Here is an 18,940-nt window from a genome sequence, read left to right as displayed (position 1 = left end):
CTCGCAATGTCGGAGCCATGCATGCGCCACCGCCAGATTAGCACCGGATTTCGCCGCGGCATCCGCCGTCCGCTGACCAGCTTGATTGCCGCTGCCGCGCTTGCCGTCCCATTGGCGGGATGCAGCTTCACGTCGCCCGACGCCGCGACTGGCTCGCAATCGGTGGGCATCGATGGCGTCACGGCGCAGCAGGCCCGCAGCATTGCGCGCGAGGCCTATCTGTACGGCGCGCCCATGGTGGCCAGCTACCAGGCCATGTACGCCTACAGCATCGACAAGAACGGCGCGCAGTACAAGGGGCCGATCAACACCATCAACCCGATCGGCACGGCCGGCGCCGCGGCGGCAAGCCTGGACCCGGCCTATCTGTATTCCTATGCCGCGCTGGACCTGCGCGCCGAACCCATCGTCATCACCGTGCCGCGCGTCGAGAAACGGCGCGACGCCTCGCTGCAATTGATGGACCTGTACACGTACCGCATCGCGTACCTTGGCACGCGCGGCATAGGGGGCGGCACGTTCCTGGTGGCCGGGCCGTCCTGGAAGGGCAAGACGCCGGCGGGCATCACCAAGGTGTTCCGCTCCGAGACCGAGCTTGCGACCCTAGTCGGCCGTACGCAGCGCTTCAGCCCCGCCGACCAGGACAACGCCCAGCGCATCCAGTCGCGCTACAAGATCGAACCTCTGTCGGCGTTCCGCAAGCGCGCCGCGCCAGCCGCGCCGGCCAAGGTGGACTGGATCGCGCCGGTGCCGCGGGCGCAGATGTACGCGTCATTGGAGTTCTACGACGAGCTGGCTTTCCTGCTGCAGTTCGCGCCCCTGCACGCCTCTGAAAAATGGCTGCGCGAACGCATGGCCAGCATCGGCATGCGTGCCGGCGAGCCCTACGATACCGGCGCGCTGAATCCGGCCTTGCGGCGCGCGCTGCAAGAAGGCATGCACGACGGCCAGAACGACATCGACAAGAATCGCGCCGCGCAGGCCGCCAACACCGATGCGCTGTTTGGCGGCCGCGGCACGCTCCAGAACGACTACCTGTCGCGCGCCACCGGCGCACAGATGGGGCTCTTCGCGTTCGGCGGCAAGGCGGCGCCCAGGAAGTAGGCGAGCGCCAGGAAGCGCGACTTCAATATCCAGGACCTGCGCATGTTCAGGGGCGCCAGCTTGGCTGGAAGTGAAGGCGGCAGGCAATCCGGTGTTGCGGTGCAGCGTGAAAATGCCTGCATCGGGCCGGCCTGCATCACGCCGCCCGCGTCGCGCTGAAATACAATATTGGCATGCCGAAATACCTGTTTCGGCCTCAGTCTGGTTTGCGCGCAAGAGCTGTTCTCATGACTCACTTTCAGCCCCATCGCGCGGTGCGCCACACGCCGCCGCCGTGTCTCCGGATTTCTTTTGCAGGGCCTCGGTCATGAGCAACGTTCTTGCGGTCGACCTCGGCGGAACGCGCTTTCGCGCCGCGCTGGTCAACGGCTCGGGCGGCATCGCCCATGCCTGCTACATCGACAGCCCCACCGGTTCCGGCGACCGCCCCGGCTGGGACGACATCGACGCGGACGCTTGGTGGCGCGGTTTGCAAACCCTGTCCGACACGCTCGCTGCAAAGGCTGGCCCCGCCTTTGGCGCGATCGAGGCGGTCGCCATCTGTGGTGTCACCCGCACCCAGATCTTCGTCGATGCGCAAGGCGCGCCGCTGCGTCCGGCCATCACATGGCGCGACTCCCGCACGGCGGCAGACGTAGGACTCTGGCTGGCCAGCATGCCGGCATCGCACCCCGAGGCCAGGCACGTCAACGCTTTCCATCCGTGGGCGCGCGTATCGTGGCTGATGCGCGCAGAGCCGCAGCACGCCCAGCGCGTGCACAAGGTGCTGGAACCCAAGGATTACCTTAACTTCCGATTGACGGGCCGCATGGCCAGCGACACGGTGTCGATGGCCCGGCTGGCTGCGTCCGCCCAACCGCATGCCCAGGGCGCTGATCTGCTGACGGCCGCAGGGGCCAGCCCGTCCTGGGTGCCGGACCTGCTGGATCCCCTGGACACAGTCGGCCCGGTTCAGCAGGGTTTGCCGGGCGCGCTGGCGCATCTTGCCGGGCGTCCGGTGGTTGCCTGCTCCAATGACACCTGGGCCGCCGTCGCGGGCCTGGGCGCGTTGCGACCCGGCTACGCCTACAACATCTCGGGCACCACCGAAGTGTTTGGCGCGGTGGGCGCCGAACCCGTGCAGGCGCAGGGCCTCATGACCGTGGACTGGGGCGGCGGCCATCATCAGATCGGCGGGCCGGGCCAGAACGGCGCGGACACCGTTGCATGGCTGTTGCCGCTGCTGGGCCGGCTGGGCGAAGACGGCATGGCGGGCGTGGGCCAGGCGATGAGCGATCTGCTCGACGCGCCCCGCGACCAGCAGCCCGCCCTGTTCCTGCCCTATCTGCAAGGCGAGCGCGTGCCTTACTGGGATCCGCATCTGCGGGGCGCGTTCCTGGGCCTGAACCGCCGCCACGGGCCCGGCGATCTGGCCTGGGCCGTGCTGGAAGGCGTGGCCTTCCTGAACCGCATCGTGCTGGAACGCGCCGAATCCGCATTGGGCGCGCCCGTCGCCGAAATCCGCTTCGGCGGCGGTGCGGCGTCCAGCGCGCAGTGGTGCCAGGTCAAGGCCGACATCTGCGAACGGCCCGTCGTCGTCGGCCATGCCGAACAACCCGGCGTACTTGGCGCCGCCGTTGCCGCGTGGACGGCGCTGGGCAAGCACAGCAGCTTTGCGGCCGCGCAGGACACGCTGGCCCGCGCCGCCCAGCATTACGAGCCCCAGCCGGAACGATCCCACTCCTACCGCCGCATGTACACGCAGTTCCGCGCCGCCGAAGCCGCGCTGGCCCCCGTGTCGCACGCCCTGGCGGGCATCCGGTTCTGACCGGCCTCTCGGTAAAACCCCAGGGGCAGCCACATCGCGCCCCTGCCGGACGGCTCCCAGGTATAAACTTCCGAGCCAACAGGGCGTGGTCGCCCGGCAGGCGGTGGCTCACCCTTGCACAAACAAGAATTCGAACGCAGCAAGGGTTGAATCGATGCGCGGCATCCTGGAAAAGTACGGCACGGCAATCGCGGGACTCATCCTCGTGGGCTTCTTCGCCATCGCCGCCCCGAATTTCGCGGCGCCCAACAACCTGCTGAACATCGCCAAGGAAACCAGCTTCCTGGCCATCATCGCCATCGGCTTCACGCTGGCGCTCGTCACCGCCGAACTGGACCTGTCCGTCGCGGACGTCGCCAGCCTGGCGGCCGTCGTCACCGGGGCGCTGGTGCACACGGGCCAACCTGTGCTGCTGGCCATCGCGGCGGGCCTGGGCGTGGGGCTGCTGTGCGGCCTGGTCAACGGCATTGCCGTCACGCGTCTGCGCGTGCCATCGCTTATCGCGACACTGGGCATGGCCGCCATGGCGCGCGGCTTCGCTTTCATGCTGACCGACGGCGTGTCGTACGTGGGCCGCTGGCCCGCGGCCTTCACCGACCTCGCGCGCGCCAAGCCCTTCGGCATCCCGGCGCTGGTCCTCTGGATGCTGGCCGCCGTGTTCCTGGCGTGGTTCCTGATCAAGTGGACCCGCACCGGCGCCCGCATGACCGCCACCGGCGAGGCCGGAGAATCCGCGCGCCTTGCCGGCATCAACATCCGCGCCATGAAAAGCATCGGTCTCGCCCTGTCCGGCGTGTGCGCGGGTCTAGCCGCCATCCTGCTCACGTCCAGCCTGTCGTCCGCCGCGCCCAACATGGCCGGAGACTACTTCCTGTACGCCATCGCGGCCGTCCTGCTGGGCATGACCATGTTCAATCCCGGTCACGCCAATATTCCCGGCACGCTTGTCGCCGCCCTGATCCTGAAGGTGCTGGGCAACGGGCTGGTGCTGATGGGCGCGCCGTACTACGTGCAGGACATCGTGCTGGGCTTCATCATGATCGCGTCCGTCGCGGTGTCATCGGCCGTGCTGAAGAAAGCGGCCTTCAAATTCTGATCGGAAGGGGAAACCACATGAATAAACTCTTGAAGCGCACGCTGCTGGCTGGCGCATTCGCCGTCCAGGCCCTGGCCGCCAGCGCCGCCCACGCCTTTGACGTCGGCATCGTCGCTTTTCAGATGTCGTCCGAGACCCACGCGCGTGTCGCAAACGCCGCGGCCGAAGCCGCCCGCGGCAAGGGCTGGACAGTCACCCAGTTGAACGCCGAAGGCTCGCTGCCCAAGCTGGCCGAACAGCTCGACACGCTCGTCAACAAGAAGGTCGACGCCATCGTCGTCGCCATGGGCAAGCCCGTCGAGACCGACGCGCAGCTCCAGGCCGCGAAGGAGAAGGGCATTCCGGTCGTTGGCGTCATGTCCGGCGCCAGCCCGCACATGCTGTTCGACGTCGAGGTCAACGAATACGCCACCGGCGCGCAGTCGGTGCTGTACCTGCTGGGCAAGATGGGCTACCAGGGCAACATCCTGTCCGCCCGCTTCGACGGCAACTCCGGCACCCGCATCCGCGGCAAGATGCTCGACGCCGTCCTGACGGAAAACACCGCCGTCAAGGACCTGGCCAAGTTCAGCATGGCCCGCACCCAAAGCTGGCGCGACGACGTGCGCAACGGCATGCAGGCCCTGTTCCTGCGTCACCAGGGCCAGTTCAAGGGCGTGTGGGCATCCTTCGACGGCCAGGCCTACGTCATCGACGACCTGCTGCAGGCCCAGGGCATGAAGAAGGGCGACATCACGCTGGTGTCGGTGGACGGCGGCCCCGAAACCTATCGCCGCATCGCCGATCCCAACAGCCTCATCACCGCCACCATGATGATTCCGTTCGAACAACTGGGCGTCAGCGCCATCGACTCCATCGACCGCATCGTCGTCAAGAAGGAACCCAAGGACAAGGTCGCCGCCGGCCCCTACCTGTTCATGGACTCCGTGCTGGTCGACGAGACCAACGTCCAGAAATTCCTGCAACCCGCCAAGTAAGAGTCCCGCAGCCATGACCGCCGCATTGTCGCTACGCCAGATCCGCAAGTCCTATGGGGCGGTAGAAGCCCTGAAGGGCGTCGACCTGGACGTGCCCGAAGGCAAGGTCATGGCGATCTGCGGCGATAACGGCGCCGGCAAATCCACGCTGATCCGCATCATCTCCGGCGCGCAGGAACCCAGCGGCGGCGCCCTGACGCTAAACGGCAAGCCTGTCGTCTTCGCATCGCCGCACGACGCCCTGGTCCAGGGCATCGCCACCATCTACCAGGACCTGGCCCTGGCTCCGCGCCTGTCCATCTGGGAAAACGTCTTCATGGGCGCCGAACTGACGCGCCGCGTGGGCTTTCTCAGCGTCCTGGACAAGCGCCAGATGGCGCTGGACGCGCGCGGCTACCTGCAACGGTTGTCGGTCCCGATCGAAGACATGGACCGCCCGGTGGAACGCATGTCCGGCGGCCAGCGCCAGGCCGTCGCCATCGCCCGCGCCCTGCGCTGGGACGCGCGCGTCGTCATCATGGACGAACCCACCGCCGCCCTGGGCGTCAAGGAAACGGCGCTGGTCCTGAACCTGGTGCGCAAGCTGCGCGAAGAAGGGCGCACCGTCATCCTCATCAGCCACAACATGGCCGACGTCGTCGCGCTGGCCGACCGCGTCGCCATCCTGAAAAGCGGCGTCAAGGTCATCGAACGCGACGTGGCGGGCCTGGACGCGGACGCGCTGGCGCACATGGTGATGACCGGGAAGGAGTGATCCGGCGGCAGCAGGCTGTCGACTCCTGCGTGCAAGTCATTGAGCTGCCATCAGCAAAGCTTCACTGACATGCGCGAGGGTTATTACAAGCCAGATGTACGCGACTAAAACAAGAAGGCCGCCGCCAGGTAACCCTGGCGGCGGCCTTCTTGCATGCAGCGGCGGGACTTAGTCCTTGCGGCTGGTCACTTCAACCAGGTGGTAGCCGAACTGGGTCTTCACCGGACCCTGGACTTCGCCGACCGGGGCGCTGAACACGACGGTGTCGAATTCCTTGACCATCTGGCCCGGGCCGAACGTGCCCAGGTTGCCGCCGTCCCGGCTCGACGGGCAGCTGGAGTTTTCCTTGGCCAGCTGGGCGAAATCGGCGCCGTTTTCGATGGCGGTCTTCAGTTCATTGGCCTTCGCTTCGGTGGAAACGAGGATGTGACGGGCGGAGGCTTGTGCCATGTGGGTACTCCTAGGGGGACTGATTGGGGTGGGGAGAGTAACGCATTTGGGCGTGCTCACTACGGTGGGATCATAAACGGCGATTGTTAAGGCGCTGGTTAGCGGGCGTTCCCGCGCGTAACCACACATCCGCACTTCCCCTAATACCCCCTCATATCCTTATACGATTATCGTATTTTCAACGCACCCCTCCCCGGGGCGCGTCCACAGCCGAGGCAACGCGGGCTGGCAATGAGATGCACGTTTTCGAACGAGACTTCCTATGCCTGATTCAGCTTCCCGAGTACTGTTGAAAAGAGAATCGGTCGCGCCGTTTTCGTCGGAGCCCAATCTGACGGACCGCGTCACCGAGATGCTGCTGGATGAGATCACCAGCGGCGACTATCAAGTCGGCGAGGTCCTGCCCCCTGAGCAGACCATCGCGACCCGGCTTGGTGTTTCGCGCACGGTGCTGCGCGAAGCGGTTTCCCGCCTGAAGGGCGATGGCATCGTACAAAGCAAGCAGGGCCGCGGCCTGACCGTCATGCAGACGGCGCGGCCGTCCGTGTTGCGCATGCAGGCGGCCGATATCGGTGACGCGGACCAGGTGCTGCGCATCGTGGAGCTGCGCCGGGGCTTCGAGATCGAGGCCGCGCCGCTGGCCGCCGCGCGCCGCGATGATGACGACCTGGCCGCCATGCGGCTGGCGCTGCGCAAGATGGCCGACGCGATCGCGTCGGGCGATGTGGCGGTGGGCGTGGATGCCGACATGGAATTCCATCGCTGCGTGGCGCGCGCCACGCGCAACGAACACTATCTGAATTTCTTCGATTTCCTGGCGGTGCTGCTCAAGAAGAATCTGCGGGTATCGCGTTCGCGATCGGCCAAGATCGCGGGCCGCGGCGCGCAGGCGCAGAAAGAGCACGAGGCGTTGTTCGCCGCCATCGAAAAAGGCGACGTCGAGTTGGCGCGGCAGCATGCGCGCACGCACGTCGACAACACGGAAGCACGTCTGCGTACAGCGGCGGCCACGGCGGACAAGTCGTAGGCGCCCAATAAAGGGCATCCTCCAAGGGGAAGTGGTGATGGGTCAGAAGACAATCGATGAGTTGGTGCGCGCCGACGAGGGGCTGGTCAGCCGGTCCATCTTCGTGGACGAAGAGATTTTCCAGCAGGAACTGAAGCAGATTTTTTCTCGAGCGTGGCTGTTCGTGGGGCACGAAAGCCTGGTGCCCAAGCCAGACGACTATTTCGTATCGCGCATGGGCACGGAGTCGGTGATCCTGACGCGCGACCGGCAGGGCCAGATCCAGGTCATGCTCAATAGCTGTGCGCATCGCGGCATGAAGCTGTGCCGCTACGACCATGGCAACAATCGCACGTTTACCTGTCCGTACCACGGCTGGAGCTTTTCCACTGACGGCAAGCTGGTGGAAAGGCCCGGCGAACTCGTCGGCGTGCCCGGCCACGCGACGCACTACAAGGGTGAACTCGACAAGAAGCAGTGGGGCCTGAAGACGGTGGCGCAGGTGGTGAACTACAAGGGCGCCGTCTGGGCCACCTGGGATCCCGACGCGCCGCCATTCCTGGACTACATCGGCAACATGCGGCTGTACCTGGACGCGGCGCTGGACCATCGCGATGGCAGCGCGGGCGGATCGGAAGTGATCGGCGGCGTGCAGAAGTGGCGCGTGAAGTGCAATTGGAAGTTCGCGCCCGAGAATTTCATCGGCGACCTGTACCACGACATCAGCCACCGTTCGGTGGACATCGTGGGCATCGGCCCCGGCGGCGGCAAAGGGCGGCGCGATGCGTCGGCCACGCGCTCGGCGATCTGTTTTCCCGAGTTGGGTCATGGCCTGCTGGGCCGCTTGCCGTTCTATGAAGAAGGCCCTTACTCGCCGCAGTATGCGCGCTACCCAGAGGTGGAGGCGTATTACCGCGAAATCCACGAAAAGCGCGAGCGCACGCTGGGGTCGGCCATGCGCGTGCAGACCAGCGTGGGCACGATCTTTCCGAACATGTCGTTCCACGGACGGCAGCCGCGCACGCTGGCGGTGTTCCATCCGATCAGCTCGACGGAGATGGAAATGTGGCGCATGTACCTGGTGGACAAGGACGCGCCCGAGGCCGTCAAGGAAGCCGCGCGCCACTACTTCCTGCGCTATTCGGGACCAGGCGGCATGACGGAGTCCGACGACATGGAAAACTGGACGGGCGCCACCGAGGCCAGCATGGGCACGATGTCGCGCGAACTGTTTTTCAACTACCAGATGGGCGTGGGCCACGCGCAGCCGGTGCCCGAGATCCCGGGCTGTGCGGTCAATGGCGAATACACGGAAGAGAACGCGCGCATCTATTACCGGCGTTGGGCGCAGTTCATGAATGGCCAGTCGTGGGACCAATTGATGGCAGGCGCGGTGCGCCTCGAGGAGCAGACGGCATGAACGCGACCATCGAAAATGCGCCGCCCGTGGCGCAGGACGACAGCGTGGACGACATGCTGCTGTGGTGGGAAGCCCACCGCTTCCTGCACTACGAGGCCGATCTGCTGGACCACCGCGAGTTCGATGCGTGGTTAAGCCTCCTGGACGAGCAGATTGCGTACCGCATGCCGCTCACGCGCAATGTGCGGCGCGACGCCATGGCGCAGGAATATTCGGGCAAGCAGGATGCGGCCTGGTTCGACGAAGGCATCGACACGCTGCGCCAGCGCGTCGCGCAGATCAAGACCGGGATTCATTGGGCCGAAGAGCCGGCCTCGCGGGTGTCCCACCTGGTGACCAACATCCGCGTGCTGGACGTGACGCCGGATGAGGGCGGTGGCGATCTGGTGCGGGTGCGCTCGCGCTTTCTGATCTACCAGAACCGCCTGCAGGCCGAGGTCAATCAGTTCGTGGGCAAGCGTGAGGACGTGCTGCGCCGGCGCGATGGGCGCTGGACCATCCTGTCGCGTGAGATCCACCTGGACCAGAACGTCCTGTTATCCAAGGCGCTGACGATCTTCTTCTAGCGCCCATCCCAACCGGGCCGGCCCGTCTGCCGGAGTTCGATGGTTTTCCTTCCACTCGGGGCCAGTCCGCCGACAGGGCGAGGCTCGTCCATACCTGGAGTCGCAGCATGCATAGACGTACTGTACTGAAAGCCATCGCCGGCGCGGCCGCGTTGACGGCGGCGGGCGTGTCGCGCGCCGCGGACGGCGCGTATCCCAGCAAGCCGATACGCCTGATCGTGCCGTATCCGCCAGGCGGCGTGACCGACGTGGCCGGGCGCCTGGCCGGAGAAATCCTGACCCGCAAGTTCGGCCAGCCGGTGGTGGTGGAAAACCGCCCCGGCGCCAACGGCATGATCGGCAGCCAGCAGGTGGCGACGGCGCCCGCGGACGGCTACACGCTGCTGCTCAACGGCCTGGGCGGCATGGTGCTGCCGATGGCCACGGTGACGGGCCTGCCGCTGGACACCGCGCGCGCCTTCACGCCCATCGGGCAGATGGCGGAATTCATCAATGTGCTGATCGTGCGCGCCGATTCGCCGATACGCAGCGTCGACGACCTGATCGCCACCGCGCGCAAACGCAGCAAGGACGGCCTGAACTACGGGTCGAATGGCATTGGCTCGTCGGTTCACCTGACTACCGCGTTCTTCGCGCAGCACACGGGCACCAACCTCTTGCACGTGCCCTACAAGGGCAGCGGCGAGATGCTGGTGGACGTGGTCAACGGAAACCTGGACTTCAGCTTCAGCAACCTGCCGCCGGTGATGGGCCTGATCCGCAAGGGGTCGATCCGCGCTATCGCCGTCACCAGCAGCTATCGCAGCAAGCAGTTGCCGGACGTGCCGACGATGGCGGAGCAGGGCGTGGCCGACTTCGACGTGACGAGCTGGCTGGGGCTGTACGGCCCGGCCGGGCTGCCCCCCGATGTGGTGAAGAAGCTGAGCGCGGCCCTGCAGGAGGGCATGGCCCTGCCGCAGTCGGCCGAAACGCTCAGCGCCGCGGGCTTCGAACCCCGGCCGACGGGCGCGGATGCGTTTGCGGAATTGAACCGGGCCGAACTGGTGCGCTGGAAGCAGGTCGCCACGAAAGCCAATATCTCGCTGAAATTCGGAGCTTGAGCATCATGGAAACCTCATCGGGTCTGCAGCGCGTCCACACGGCCATCATTGGCGCGGGACACGCGGGCGTGGAGTGCGCCTGGGCCTTGCGCGCCGCTGGCGTCGACGGCGACGTGGCGCTGTTCGGCGCCGAGACGCATGCGCCGTACGAGCGGCCGCCGCTGTCCAAGGCGCTGCTGACCGGGTCGACCAGCGCCGAACGCATCGCGTTGCGCGCGGACAGCGCCTATGAAAAGTCGCGCGTGCGGGTGGTGGCCGGCGATCCGGTGGCCGCCATCGATACCGCCACGCACACCTTGCGCACCCGATCCGGCAGGGTGGTGGCGTATGAGCATTGTGTGCTGGCCACCGGCGCCGGCGCGCGCGGCATCGCGGACGTGTCGGGCGAGCAGGTGTATTCGGTGCGCGGCCTGGACGATGCGCATCGGCTGCGCGAAGCGCTGCGGCCGGGCGTGCGCCTGCTGGTGGTTGGCGCGGGATACCTGGGCCTGGAAGCTGCGTGCTCGGCGCGCAAGCTGGGCGCCGACGTGCTGGTGCTGGAGCAGGGCGGCAACGTGATGGCGGGCAAGGTGTCCGAACCGACCGCCACGCGCATCGGCGACTTGCACCGCGAAGCCGGCATCGAAATCCGCCACGGGGCGACGGTTGCGAGATGGGAACGCACGGCGTCGGGCTGGCGCGCCCATCTGGCCGACGGCCAGGCGCTGGACGCCGACGTGGTGCTGGTGTCGATCGGCGCCGTCGCAGAAACCACGTTGGCGGAGGCCGCCGGCCTCATCTGCCTGGACGGCGTCGTGGTGGACGAATGCTGCCGCACCTCGGCGCCGGACGTGTACGCCATCGGCGATTGCGCCAGCGCCTTCCGCGGCGAGCTGCAGCGCTATGCCCGCATCGAAAGCGTGCAGAACGCGCTGGCGCAGGCACGCACGGCGGCCGCCGCCATCGCCGGCAAGACGCCGCCCGCCTCGCGGCCGCCTACGTTCTGGTCCGAGCAGCAAGGTCGGCGCCTGCAGATGGCGGGCCTGGTCGATCCCGCCGCGCCGTGCCGCGACGTGCTGCTGCCCACCGCCAAGGGATGGCTGGTCGAGCGCTATCAGCACGGCCGCCTGGCCGCGATCGAAGCGGTCGACAGTCCCGTCGAATTCATCAAGAGCGTGCCGCGCATCGGCTCGCCAGAAGCGGCCGAGGCAGCCGCGTGATCCAACAACAGGGAGCAGACATGCCTATAGCCATATTTGAATTGCCGGACGGCGCCGAACAGGTGCTGGACGTTCCCGACGACTGGTCGCTGATGGAAGCGGCGCGGCGCGACGGCCTGGAAGGCATCGTGGCCGAATGCGGCGGCGGCGCCATCTGCGGCACCTGTCACGTGCAGGTGAATGCCGACTGGCACGCGCGGCTGGATCCGCCCGGCATGGCGGAGGAAGCGCTGCTGGAGGTGGTGCCGGAACGCTGCGCGACCAGCCGCCTGTCCTGCCAGGTCATCATGACGCCCGAACTGGACGGCATCCGCGTGCGCGTGCCGTCCTCGCAGCTCGAGCTCTAGCCGCGTCCCCCACGACAAGGAGCCCACGGCATGGCCGACAACAAATCCATCAACCTCGTCGATCTGCAACCCGGCGTGCGCGTGCGCATGGCCGGCGGCGCGCTTGCCGAGATCATCGAGAACCCGCAGGACGGCTTCTGGCTGATTGTCCGTTACCTGGACCATCCGGCCGAACCCGCGCTGGTCGACGCCGGCGAGCAACAGGTGTTTGCCACCGACGTCGAAGCAATCGAACCCTGATCCCACTGGAGCCCCCATGAATCAAAAGCCCAAAGTCATCGTTTCCGCGCCCGTGCCGGCGGACCTGCGCGAACGCCTTGCCGAACAATGCGAGATCGTCGAAGTGCCGACCGGCCAGAATCCGGCGGAGGTCCTATCGGCTGACCAGCGCGCGCAGATCGCGGGCATGGTCTGCACCGTGCGCACCAAGGTCGATGAAGCCCTGCTGGACGCGCTGCCGGCGCTGAAGGTCAGCTCGAACTTCGCCGTGGGCTTCGACAACGTCGACCTGCAGGCCGCCAATCGGCGCAAGGTGCTGATCTGCAATACCCCGGGCGTGCTGGACGGCGCGGTGGCCGACGTGACCATCGGCCTGATGCTGTGCCTGGCCCGCAATCTGGTGGCGGGCGATGCGTTCGTGCGCAGCGGCGCGTGGACCAAAGGCGCGTTCCCGCTGACGCGTGACATTCGCGGCAAGACGCTGGGGCTGCTGGGCATGGGCCGCATCGGGCGCGTCGTGGCGCGCGCGGCGCAGGCCTTCGACATGAAGGTGGTGTATCACAACCGCCGCCAGGATCCGCAGGCCGAAGGGCTGGCAACCTACGTCGAGCGCGACGAACTCTTCAAGGTGTCGGACGTGCTGAGCGTGCATATTCCCCTGTCCGCCGAGACCCGCCATTCCATCGGCAAGCGCGAACTGGGCCTGATGAAGCCCAGCGCCTACCTCATCAACACGGCGCGCGGCCCCGTCATCGATGAAGCCGCCTTGGTGGAAGCGCTGCGCGCCGGCACGATCGCCGGCGCCGGACTGGACGTCATGGAACAAGAGCCGCTGCCGGCCGACAGCCCGCTGTGCGCGCTGCCGAACGTGGTGCTGCAGGCTCACGTGGGCAGCGCTACCCATGAAACGCGCCGCGCCATGATCGACCTGGCGGTGGCCAACCTGATGGATGCGTTGAGCGGCAAGACGCCGCAGGCCATGGTCAATCCCGACGTCTGGCAGGCGCGCGGCTGACGCGCGCGGCGGGCCAGTTCCAAGACCGGAGCCGCCCATCGTGGGCGGCTCCGGTCTTTTCACGCGGGAATCACTTGCCGCCGTAATCGACCACGATGCCGGCTTGCTGCGCGACCTCGCTCCAGCGCTTCAGTTCCGTCTTGGAAAACGCCTGGAACTGCGCCGCGTCGCGCAGCTTGGGTTCGAAGCCGGCCCCGATGATCCGGGCCTGGAACTCGGGCGTCGCCAGCCCGGTGACGATGGTGCTGGATAGCTGCGCAATGATGGCGGGGTCGACCTGGGATGGCGCGTACATGCCCAGCCAGCTCGTCACGTCGAAGTCCGCCATGCCCTGTTCCTGCATCGTCGGCACGTTTGGAAGCTGCCGCGCCCGATAGGCGCTGGTCACCGCCAGCGCCTTCAGGCGCTTGCCCTCCACCATGGGCAGCGTGGGCGGCAGGTTCATGAAACAGACGTCCAGATCGCCGTTGGCCGTGCCCACCAGGGCCTCGCTGGCTCCCTTGTAGGGCACGTGGTCGAACTTCAGGCCGGTGCGCATGGCGAAGAGTTCCGCCGTCATCTGCGACGAGCTGCCGACGCCGTTGCTGCCGTACAGCGGCTTGCGCTTGCTGGCACGCAGGTGTTCTATCAGTTCCGGGACGGTGTTGGCGGGATGGTCCACGCGCACCACCAGCGCGTTGACGAACTCGGCGACCTGCGCAATGGGCAGCAGTGCAGTGGGGATGTCGATGGGCAGTCCCCGCAGCGTGGCGGGCGGCAGCACGTTGTGGCCCAGGCCGCCGGTGGTCAGGGTGTAGCCGTCGGGCCGGGAGGCTGCGGCGGCCTGCATGCCGATGACGCCGCCGGCGCCGGCGCGGTTTTCGATCACCACGCTTTGGCCGTACTTGGCGAAGAGCAGGTCTGCGACCAGTCTCCCCGCAAGGTCCGTGGCGCTGCCCGGTGTGGATGAGACGATGATCTTGATGACTCGGGACGGATATGGCCCGCTTTGTGCCCAGCTTGCGCCGGTCAGGCCGAGGCCGGCGGCGGCCCCCATCAGCTTCAACGCACTGCGACGTTTCATGACGACTTCCCCTTGGGTTATAGACCTACTGCTTCACGTGCTGCTCCAAAAATGTGATCCGGACTTTGTACGATAAACATATTTCTCGTACGGTACGGGGCACGCGAGCGACACGCAAATTGCGGCTAACCCTAGGGGAGGTCTGCAAACCACTGCCTGAACGGCTCCGGATCCAGATTGGCCGGCACGTACCAGACCTTGCGGGTCTTGTCCCACTGAGCCCCCAGCTTCTTTACGACGTCCCTGTTCGCGTACGCGACCTTCAGATCGCGATGGCCCAGGGCCTGCGTGGGCGCGGCCAGATTGCGGCGCAGGGTGTTGTCCGCGCGCGCCTGGATACTGCTTAGCTGCAGTTGCGCCAGGAACGGGCTGCGCTGCGCGGGCGTCTCGGGCGCGATCAACGTCAGCCGAGATTTCGCGCGGGTGGCGGCGACGTAGAACAGGTTCTTTTCTTCTTCGAGTTCCCGAAGCGGGCTGGGAAATTCGCCGGCCTCCATGAACGGCAGAATGACGTGATCGAACTCCTTGCCTTTGACGTTGGCGATGCAGTCGATCAAGACCGCGTTCTTGCCGGGGCGCGCGCCGGCAAACGCTTCCGCGGCGCCGATCCATTCCGAGAACTGGCGCAGGGTCTTTCCGGAGTCGCCCGCGGTCATGATGAATCCGCGCACGGATTTGCTGACCACCGACGCGTCGTAGGGATTGATGTACAGCCGCCGGGCCAGGTTCTCCATATCCATGATGCGGCACACTTCCTCCAGCGCGCCCTGGGCCGGCGCATCGGCGGAAAGCCCGCGCAGGTGCGACACGGCATCCGCGATACGGGTGCGCTCGGCCACGCTGCCCACGCGCTGGATCTGCCCGTCGAAGAAATGCTTCAGCGCGGACGGTTCCTTCGCCAGCGTGCTCTGGGCTTCGTGCAGCTCCTGAGGCGTCAGCGGCACCTGCGCAAACGTCGCCAGCGCGCCGACAATCACCTCACGCGTGGCGGGAGTGGCGACATGGTGGAAATCGTCGAGCGCGATGGCGATCATGCCCCGTAGAAACAGGATCTCTTCGCGCAGCAGATAGCTGGGCATCGTCAGCGTGCGGTACTGCACGCCCGCGTTCATCAGCGCGTTCTCGACTTCAATGGACTGGTGCGCATCGCGCAGCAGGATCCCGCAGCCGTCCAGCGGTTTCTTGTCCTGCTTCCATTGCAGAACGGCCTTGACCACCTCGGCTCCGCAACCGCCCGGGGCTGCCGCGTAGGTCGGTTCGCGGATTTCCGTGCGCAGGGGCAGGCAGGAATCGACGGGCTTGTGCTTGAAGGCCTCCATGGCGTACGCCAGGTGCGGTCCATGCCGGTACGTCATGGTCAGGGGCAGGCGGGCGCAATCCGGAAAACTGGACGCGATGCGGTGCTGCAAAAATGATTCGTCCGCGCCCAGGTGCGAATAGATGACCTGGTCCTTGTCCCCGACGCCGATGAAGTAGCTGGTGCCGATGCTCATCAACGCTTCAAGAATGCGGAAAGACGCCTCGTTGACGTCGTGCATTTCGTCGCACACCACCAGCTTGAAGTGCGGCAGCTGATAGCGCGCATCAGGTTCCGCCCGGAGCCGGGAGGCCAGGTCATAGGTGGCGTCGAAGAAGCCGCGCGCGGCGACCTGGCCGAAAACGTCGACGCGCAGCGTTTCGTATTCGATGGCCCACAGGTAGTCGGTCAGCGGCACGGCCGCACTGTCAGCCGCGTACTCCGGATCGTCCTCGCCATCGACGGAGATCGTCATCGTGGCTTTCAGCCGCAACAGATTGTCCAGGAACTGGCTGACGGCCGTGTTGTGGGTACGGATGTCCAGCGAGTCCGCGTACTGCGGGTTGTTGAGGGCGACGGTTTCCAGCGCCGCGAGGGCGTGGCTTTGCTGTTCGCGCCGCGAATGCAGGATCTCCGGCTTGCCGTCTTCCAGCTTCGCCAGCACGCGCTCTGCGAAGCCTTCCATGGTCTGGACGTTGACGCGCCGGGCGGTGTCGTAGGCGATGCCTACTTCCTTCAGGCGGGCTTGCAGCACTTGCCTGGCTTCGTCGGTGAAGGTCAGCGCCAGGATGTCCTCGGGCGGCAGTCCCCGAGTCAACGCCTCGCCGATGCGCAGGGCCAGGGTGGTGGTTTTCGCGGCGCCGGCATTGGCGATGACAAGCGTGGTCCGGTTCCGCGAGATCTGGATCTTGCGTTGTTCTTCAGTGGGGACGAATCCCGCCGGGATGAACTGAGCGGAAGCGGAAGTGGTGGTCATGGGCAGGTAAACAGGCGGGCATCGAAGGCCGCTGGGTCCAGCGGCGGCTTCAGTGTAAGCGGACGGCGGCCGTGCCCTGCCCGGCAGCGGCCGACCTCCGCCTGAATGCCCGTCCCGCGCGTTACCTTACCGGCCAGCCGTACATCAGGCCGCCGTTGCGGTAGGACGCGTTCAGACCGCGCTCCAGCTTCAGCGGGCTGTTGGGGCCCAGGTTCTTCTCAAAACTCTCGCCGTAGTTGCCGATGGTCTTGATGATGTTGTAGGCCCACTTGTCATCCACGCCCAGGTTCTTGCCCATGCCCGGCGTCACGCCCAGGAGGCGTTGGATGTTGGGATTGGTGCTTTTGAGCATCTCGTCCACGTTCTTGGACGTGACGCCGTATTCCTCGGCTTCCAGCATCGCGAACATGGTCCAGCGGACCAGGTTGAACCACTGTTCGTCGCCCTGGCGCACCATCGGGCCCAGCGGTTCCTTGGAGAAGTTCTCGGGCAGGATGTCGTACTTTTCCGGGCTTTCCAGATTGCTGCGCGCGGCGGCGAGCTGCGACTTGTCGCCGGTGAAGGCGTCGCACCGGCCCACGGCGAAGGCGCGGATGATTTCGTCCAGGCGCTCGACAACGACGGGCTTGAAGGTGACGTTCTGCGAGCGGAACCAGTCGGCAAGGTTCAGCTCGGTGGTGGTGCCGGGCTGCACGCAGACGGTGGCGCCTTCCAGTTCCTTGGCGCTCTTCACGCCCAGGGACTTGTTCACCATGATGCCCTGGCTGTCGTAGTAGTTCACGCCCACGCCGATCAGGCCCAGCGTCGTGTCGCGGGTCAGCGTCAGGGTGGTATTGCGGGTCAGCACGTCGACTTCGCCGGACTGCAGGGCGGTAAAGCGCTGAACGGCGCTGATCGCCTGGATCTTGGCTTTGGATGCGTCGCCGAACAGGGCGACGGCCAGCGCGCGGCACAGGTCGACGTCAAGTCCGATCCAGCCGCCTTTGCTGTCGTTCACGGAAAAGCCCGCGACGCCCGTGGATACGCCGCAATGCACGAAACCCTTGTCCTTGACCGCGTCGAAGGTCGCGCCAGCGTGGGCAGACCAGGACGAAATGAACAAGGCGGTTCCGGCCGCTGCCAGTTTGAGTGCTTTCATGGTGTCTCCGCGCAGGGTTTGCGCATGTTTATCGCTCAGCCGAAGGCTGAAGTGCGGCGAATGGTACCAGCGCGCCCCGGGGGGAGAATCGGGGAATTCCCGTTAAATCCGGAGTGCGGAATTTGAGGGCATTGCCGGCGCTGGGTCGCCCGGCCGGTTTGCCGTCTCCAGACCGATCGCCCATACTGGACGCTTCCCTCATCCATGCCCGGCCGCCGCCAAGCCCCGCCACGTCCGGCCGCAGCGACCCGCGATACGACAGCCAATCTCCCCTCATGAATAGAAACGACGATCCCGCCGGGCGGGAAGGCAGGCCGCGCCGCCCGTACGACTTCATGAAGGACCAGTTGCGCGGCACCTGGACGGAGCTGACGCGAGTCCACGCCAGCGACCGGCCTTGGGAAATGCCCTTGGCGGCCGCGCTGTCTTCCGGTCTGCCCCTGATGGTGGGCGCCTATTTCGGCCGCATGGACTATGGCCTGATGTCCAGCCTGGGCGGCATGGTGTTCCTGAGCCTGCCCAACGCGTCGCTCCAGATCCGCATGATGATGCTGCTGGCCGCGTCGTTCGGCATGGTGGCCTGCTACGCGCTGGGCGCGTTGACGCAATTCTGGCCCACCGCCACGATTGCGGCGCTGACGCTGATCGCCATGGTCGTGAACATGGTGTGCCGCTGTTACCGGCTGGGGCCGCCGGGCAGCCTGTTCTTCATCATGGCCACGGCAATTGCCGCGTACACGCCCGGCACCATTCACGACATCCCCCTGCGCGTGGGCATGGTGGCGCTGGGCTGCCTAATCGCCTGCCTGGTGGCCTTTGCGTATTCCCTGCACATGACGCGCGTGGCGCCGCCGCCGCCGGCCACCGAGCTGCCCAAGCCCACTTTCGACTTCGTGGTCTATGACTCCGTCATCATCGGCCTGTTCGTGGGAATTTCCCTGCTGGTGGCCGAATTGCTGCAGCTTCCCCGGCCGTACTGGGTGCCGGTCAGTTGCCTGGCCATCATCCAGGGCGCCAGCCTGCGCGCCGCCTGGAGCCGGCAGATGCACCGCATCCTGGGCACCGCCGTGGGCCTGTGCGTGGCCTGGGCGTTGTTGAGCCTGCCGCTGAATGTCTGGACGCTCAGCCTGGTCATGATGGCGCTGTCGTTCGGCATCGAAACGCTGGTCGTGCGCCACTACGCCAGCGCCGTGACGCTGATCACCCCGCTGACGATCTTCCTGGCCGAGGCGCCGCACCTGGGGCAGGGCTATCCCATCGATGTCATCGAGGCGCGCTTCGTGGACACGGTGATCGGCGCCTTCATCGGTGTCCTGGGCGCCGTGCTGCTGCACAACCAGCGCATCCGGCCGACATTGTCTCGCTGGATGCGCGCGGTGCTGCCTCGGCGGGTGAACTAGGCCGCG

General features: G+C 66.3%; 18 protein-coding genes. 14 read left to right on the top strand and 4 right to left on the bottom strand.

The genetic code is table 11. From position 1 onward, the window contains the following. The first annotated feature begins 21 nt into the window (after positions 1-21). From RT614_RS24660 to RT614_RS24640, 5 genes are all read left to right on the top strand, one after another. Complete coding sequence (locus tag RT614_RS24660; RefSeq protein WP_313624799.1) at positions 22-1,104, top strand: DUF1254 domain-containing protein; 1,083 nt, start codon at positions 22-24, stop codon at positions 1,102-1,104. Between the two features lie 307 nt (positions 1,105-1,411). After that, positions 1,412-2,911 (top strand): FGGY-family carbohydrate kinase, encoded by a 1,500-nt coding sequence (locus tag RT614_RS24655; protein ID WP_313624798.1) that lies wholly within the window; start codon positions 1,412-1,414, stop codon positions 2,909-2,911. Between the two features lie 154 nt (positions 2,912-3,065). Next, on the top strand, positions 3,066-4,007 hold the full coding sequence (locus RT614_RS24650) for an ABC transporter permease (protein WP_313624797.1): 942 nt from the start codon (positions 3,066-3,068) through the stop codon (positions 4,005-4,007). Between the two features lie 17 nt (positions 4,008-4,024). Beyond that, on the top strand, positions 4,025-4,984 hold the full coding sequence (locus tag RT614_RS24645; RefSeq protein WP_313624796.1) for a substrate-binding domain-containing protein: 960 nt from the start codon (positions 4,025-4,027) through the stop codon (positions 4,982-4,984). Positions 4,985-4,997: 13 nt separating this feature from the next. Further along, entirely contained in the window at positions 4,998-5,738 is a 741-nt protein-coding gene (locus tag RT614_RS24640; RefSeq protein WP_313624795.1) for an ATP-binding cassette domain-containing protein, read from the top strand. Between the two features lie 168 nt (positions 5,739-5,906). Here the strand turns inward: RT614_RS24640 and RT614_RS24635 are convergent, their stop codons facing one another. Beyond that, positions 5,907-6,188, bottom strand: a complete 282-nt coding sequence (locus RT614_RS24635; protein ID WP_006385706.1) for a peptidylprolyl isomerase — start codon at positions 6,186-6,188, stop codon at positions 5,907-5,909. A gap of 289 nt (positions 6,189-6,477) precedes the next feature. On the opposite strand from RT614_RS24635, the gene RT614_RS24630 reads away from it, so the two are divergent. From RT614_RS24630 to RT614_RS24595, 8 genes are all read left to right on the top strand, one after another. Further along, entirely contained in the window at positions 6,478-7,215 is a 738-nt protein-coding gene (locus RT614_RS24630) for a FadR/GntR family transcriptional regulator (protein ID WP_313624794.1), read from the top strand. A 37-nt stretch (positions 7,216-7,252) separates the two neighbouring features. Next, on the top strand, positions 7,253-8,614 hold the full coding sequence (locus RT614_RS24625) for a Rieske 2Fe-2S domain-containing protein (RefSeq protein ID WP_313624793.1): 1,362 nt from the start codon (positions 7,253-7,255) through the stop codon (positions 8,612-8,614). Then, positions 8,611-9,180, top strand: a complete 570-nt coding sequence (locus RT614_RS24620; protein WP_313624792.1) for a 3-phenylpropionate/cinnamic acid dioxygenase subunit beta — start codon at positions 8,611-8,613, stop codon at positions 9,178-9,180. The genes RT614_RS24625 and RT614_RS24620 overlap by 4 nt, the downstream gene beginning before the upstream one ends. Positions 9,181-9,287: 107 nt before the next feature. Beyond that, on the top strand, positions 9,288-10,280 hold the full coding sequence (locus tag RT614_RS24615) for a tripartite tricarboxylate transporter substrate binding protein (protein WP_313624791.1): 993 nt from the start codon (positions 9,288-9,290) through the stop codon (positions 10,278-10,280). Positions 10,281-10,285: 5 nt separating this feature from the next. After that, positions 10,286-11,479: an FAD-dependent oxidoreductase gene (locus tag RT614_RS24610; protein ID WP_313624790.1), complete on the top strand. Its 1,194-nt coding sequence runs from the start codon at positions 10,286-10,288 to the stop codon at positions 11,477-11,479. A gap of 20 nt (positions 11,480-11,499) precedes the next feature. Beyond that, positions 11,500-11,826, top strand: a complete 327-nt coding sequence (locus RT614_RS24605) for a 2Fe-2S iron-sulfur cluster-binding protein (protein WP_313624789.1) — start codon at positions 11,500-11,502, stop codon at positions 11,824-11,826. Between the two features lie 30 nt (positions 11,827-11,856). Continuing rightward, entirely contained in the window at positions 11,857-12,066 is a 210-nt protein-coding gene (locus RT614_RS24600) for a hypothetical protein (protein ID WP_008167908.1), read from the top strand. Between the two features lie 16 nt (positions 12,067-12,082). Continuing rightward, the gene (locus tag RT614_RS24595) at positions 12,083-13,060 is read left to right on the top strand and encodes a D-glycerate dehydrogenase (protein WP_313624788.1); all 978 of its coding nucleotides are present in this window, start codon (positions 12,083-12,085) and stop codon (positions 13,058-13,060) included. A gap of 70 nt (positions 13,061-13,130) precedes the next feature. On the opposite strand, the gene RT614_RS24590 is transcribed toward RT614_RS24595, so the two are convergent. The 3 genes from RT614_RS24590 to RT614_RS24580 form a co-directional block, all read right to left on the bottom strand. After that, entirely contained in the window at positions 13,131-14,123 is a 993-nt protein-coding gene (locus RT614_RS24590) for a tripartite tricarboxylate transporter substrate binding protein (RefSeq protein ID WP_313624787.1), read from the bottom strand. A 131-nt stretch (positions 14,124-14,254) separates the two neighbouring features. Then, entirely contained in the window at positions 14,255-16,396 is a 2,142-nt protein-coding gene (locus RT614_RS24585) for an ATP-dependent helicase (RefSeq protein WP_313624786.1), read from the bottom strand. A gap of 121 nt (positions 16,397-16,517) precedes the next feature. Further along, positions 16,518-17,534 carry an amino acid ABC transporter substrate-binding protein gene (locus RT614_RS24580; RefSeq protein ID WP_313624785.1) on the bottom strand — a complete coding sequence of 339 codons (1,017 nt, stop codon included), beginning with the start codon at positions 17,532-17,534 and terminating at the stop codon, positions 16,518-16,520. A gap of 275 nt (positions 17,535-17,809) precedes the next feature. On the opposite strand from RT614_RS24580, the gene RT614_RS24575 reads away from it, so the two are divergent. Continuing rightward, positions 17,810-18,934, top strand: coding sequence for an FUSC family protein (locus RT614_RS24575; protein WP_313624784.1), 1,125 nt, complete (start codon positions 17,810-17,812; stop codon positions 18,932-18,934). Positions 18,935-18,940: the final 6 nt, after the last annotated feature.

It is taken from the genome of Achromobacter sp. (genome assembly GCF_032102605.1).
Classification (GTDB): Bacteria; Pseudomonadota; Gammaproteobacteria; order Burkholderiales; family Burkholderiaceae_B; genus Achromobacter.
The sequence above is the reverse complement of the archived record's forward strand: the minus strand, read 5'-3'. Positions and strand labels throughout refer to the sequence as shown.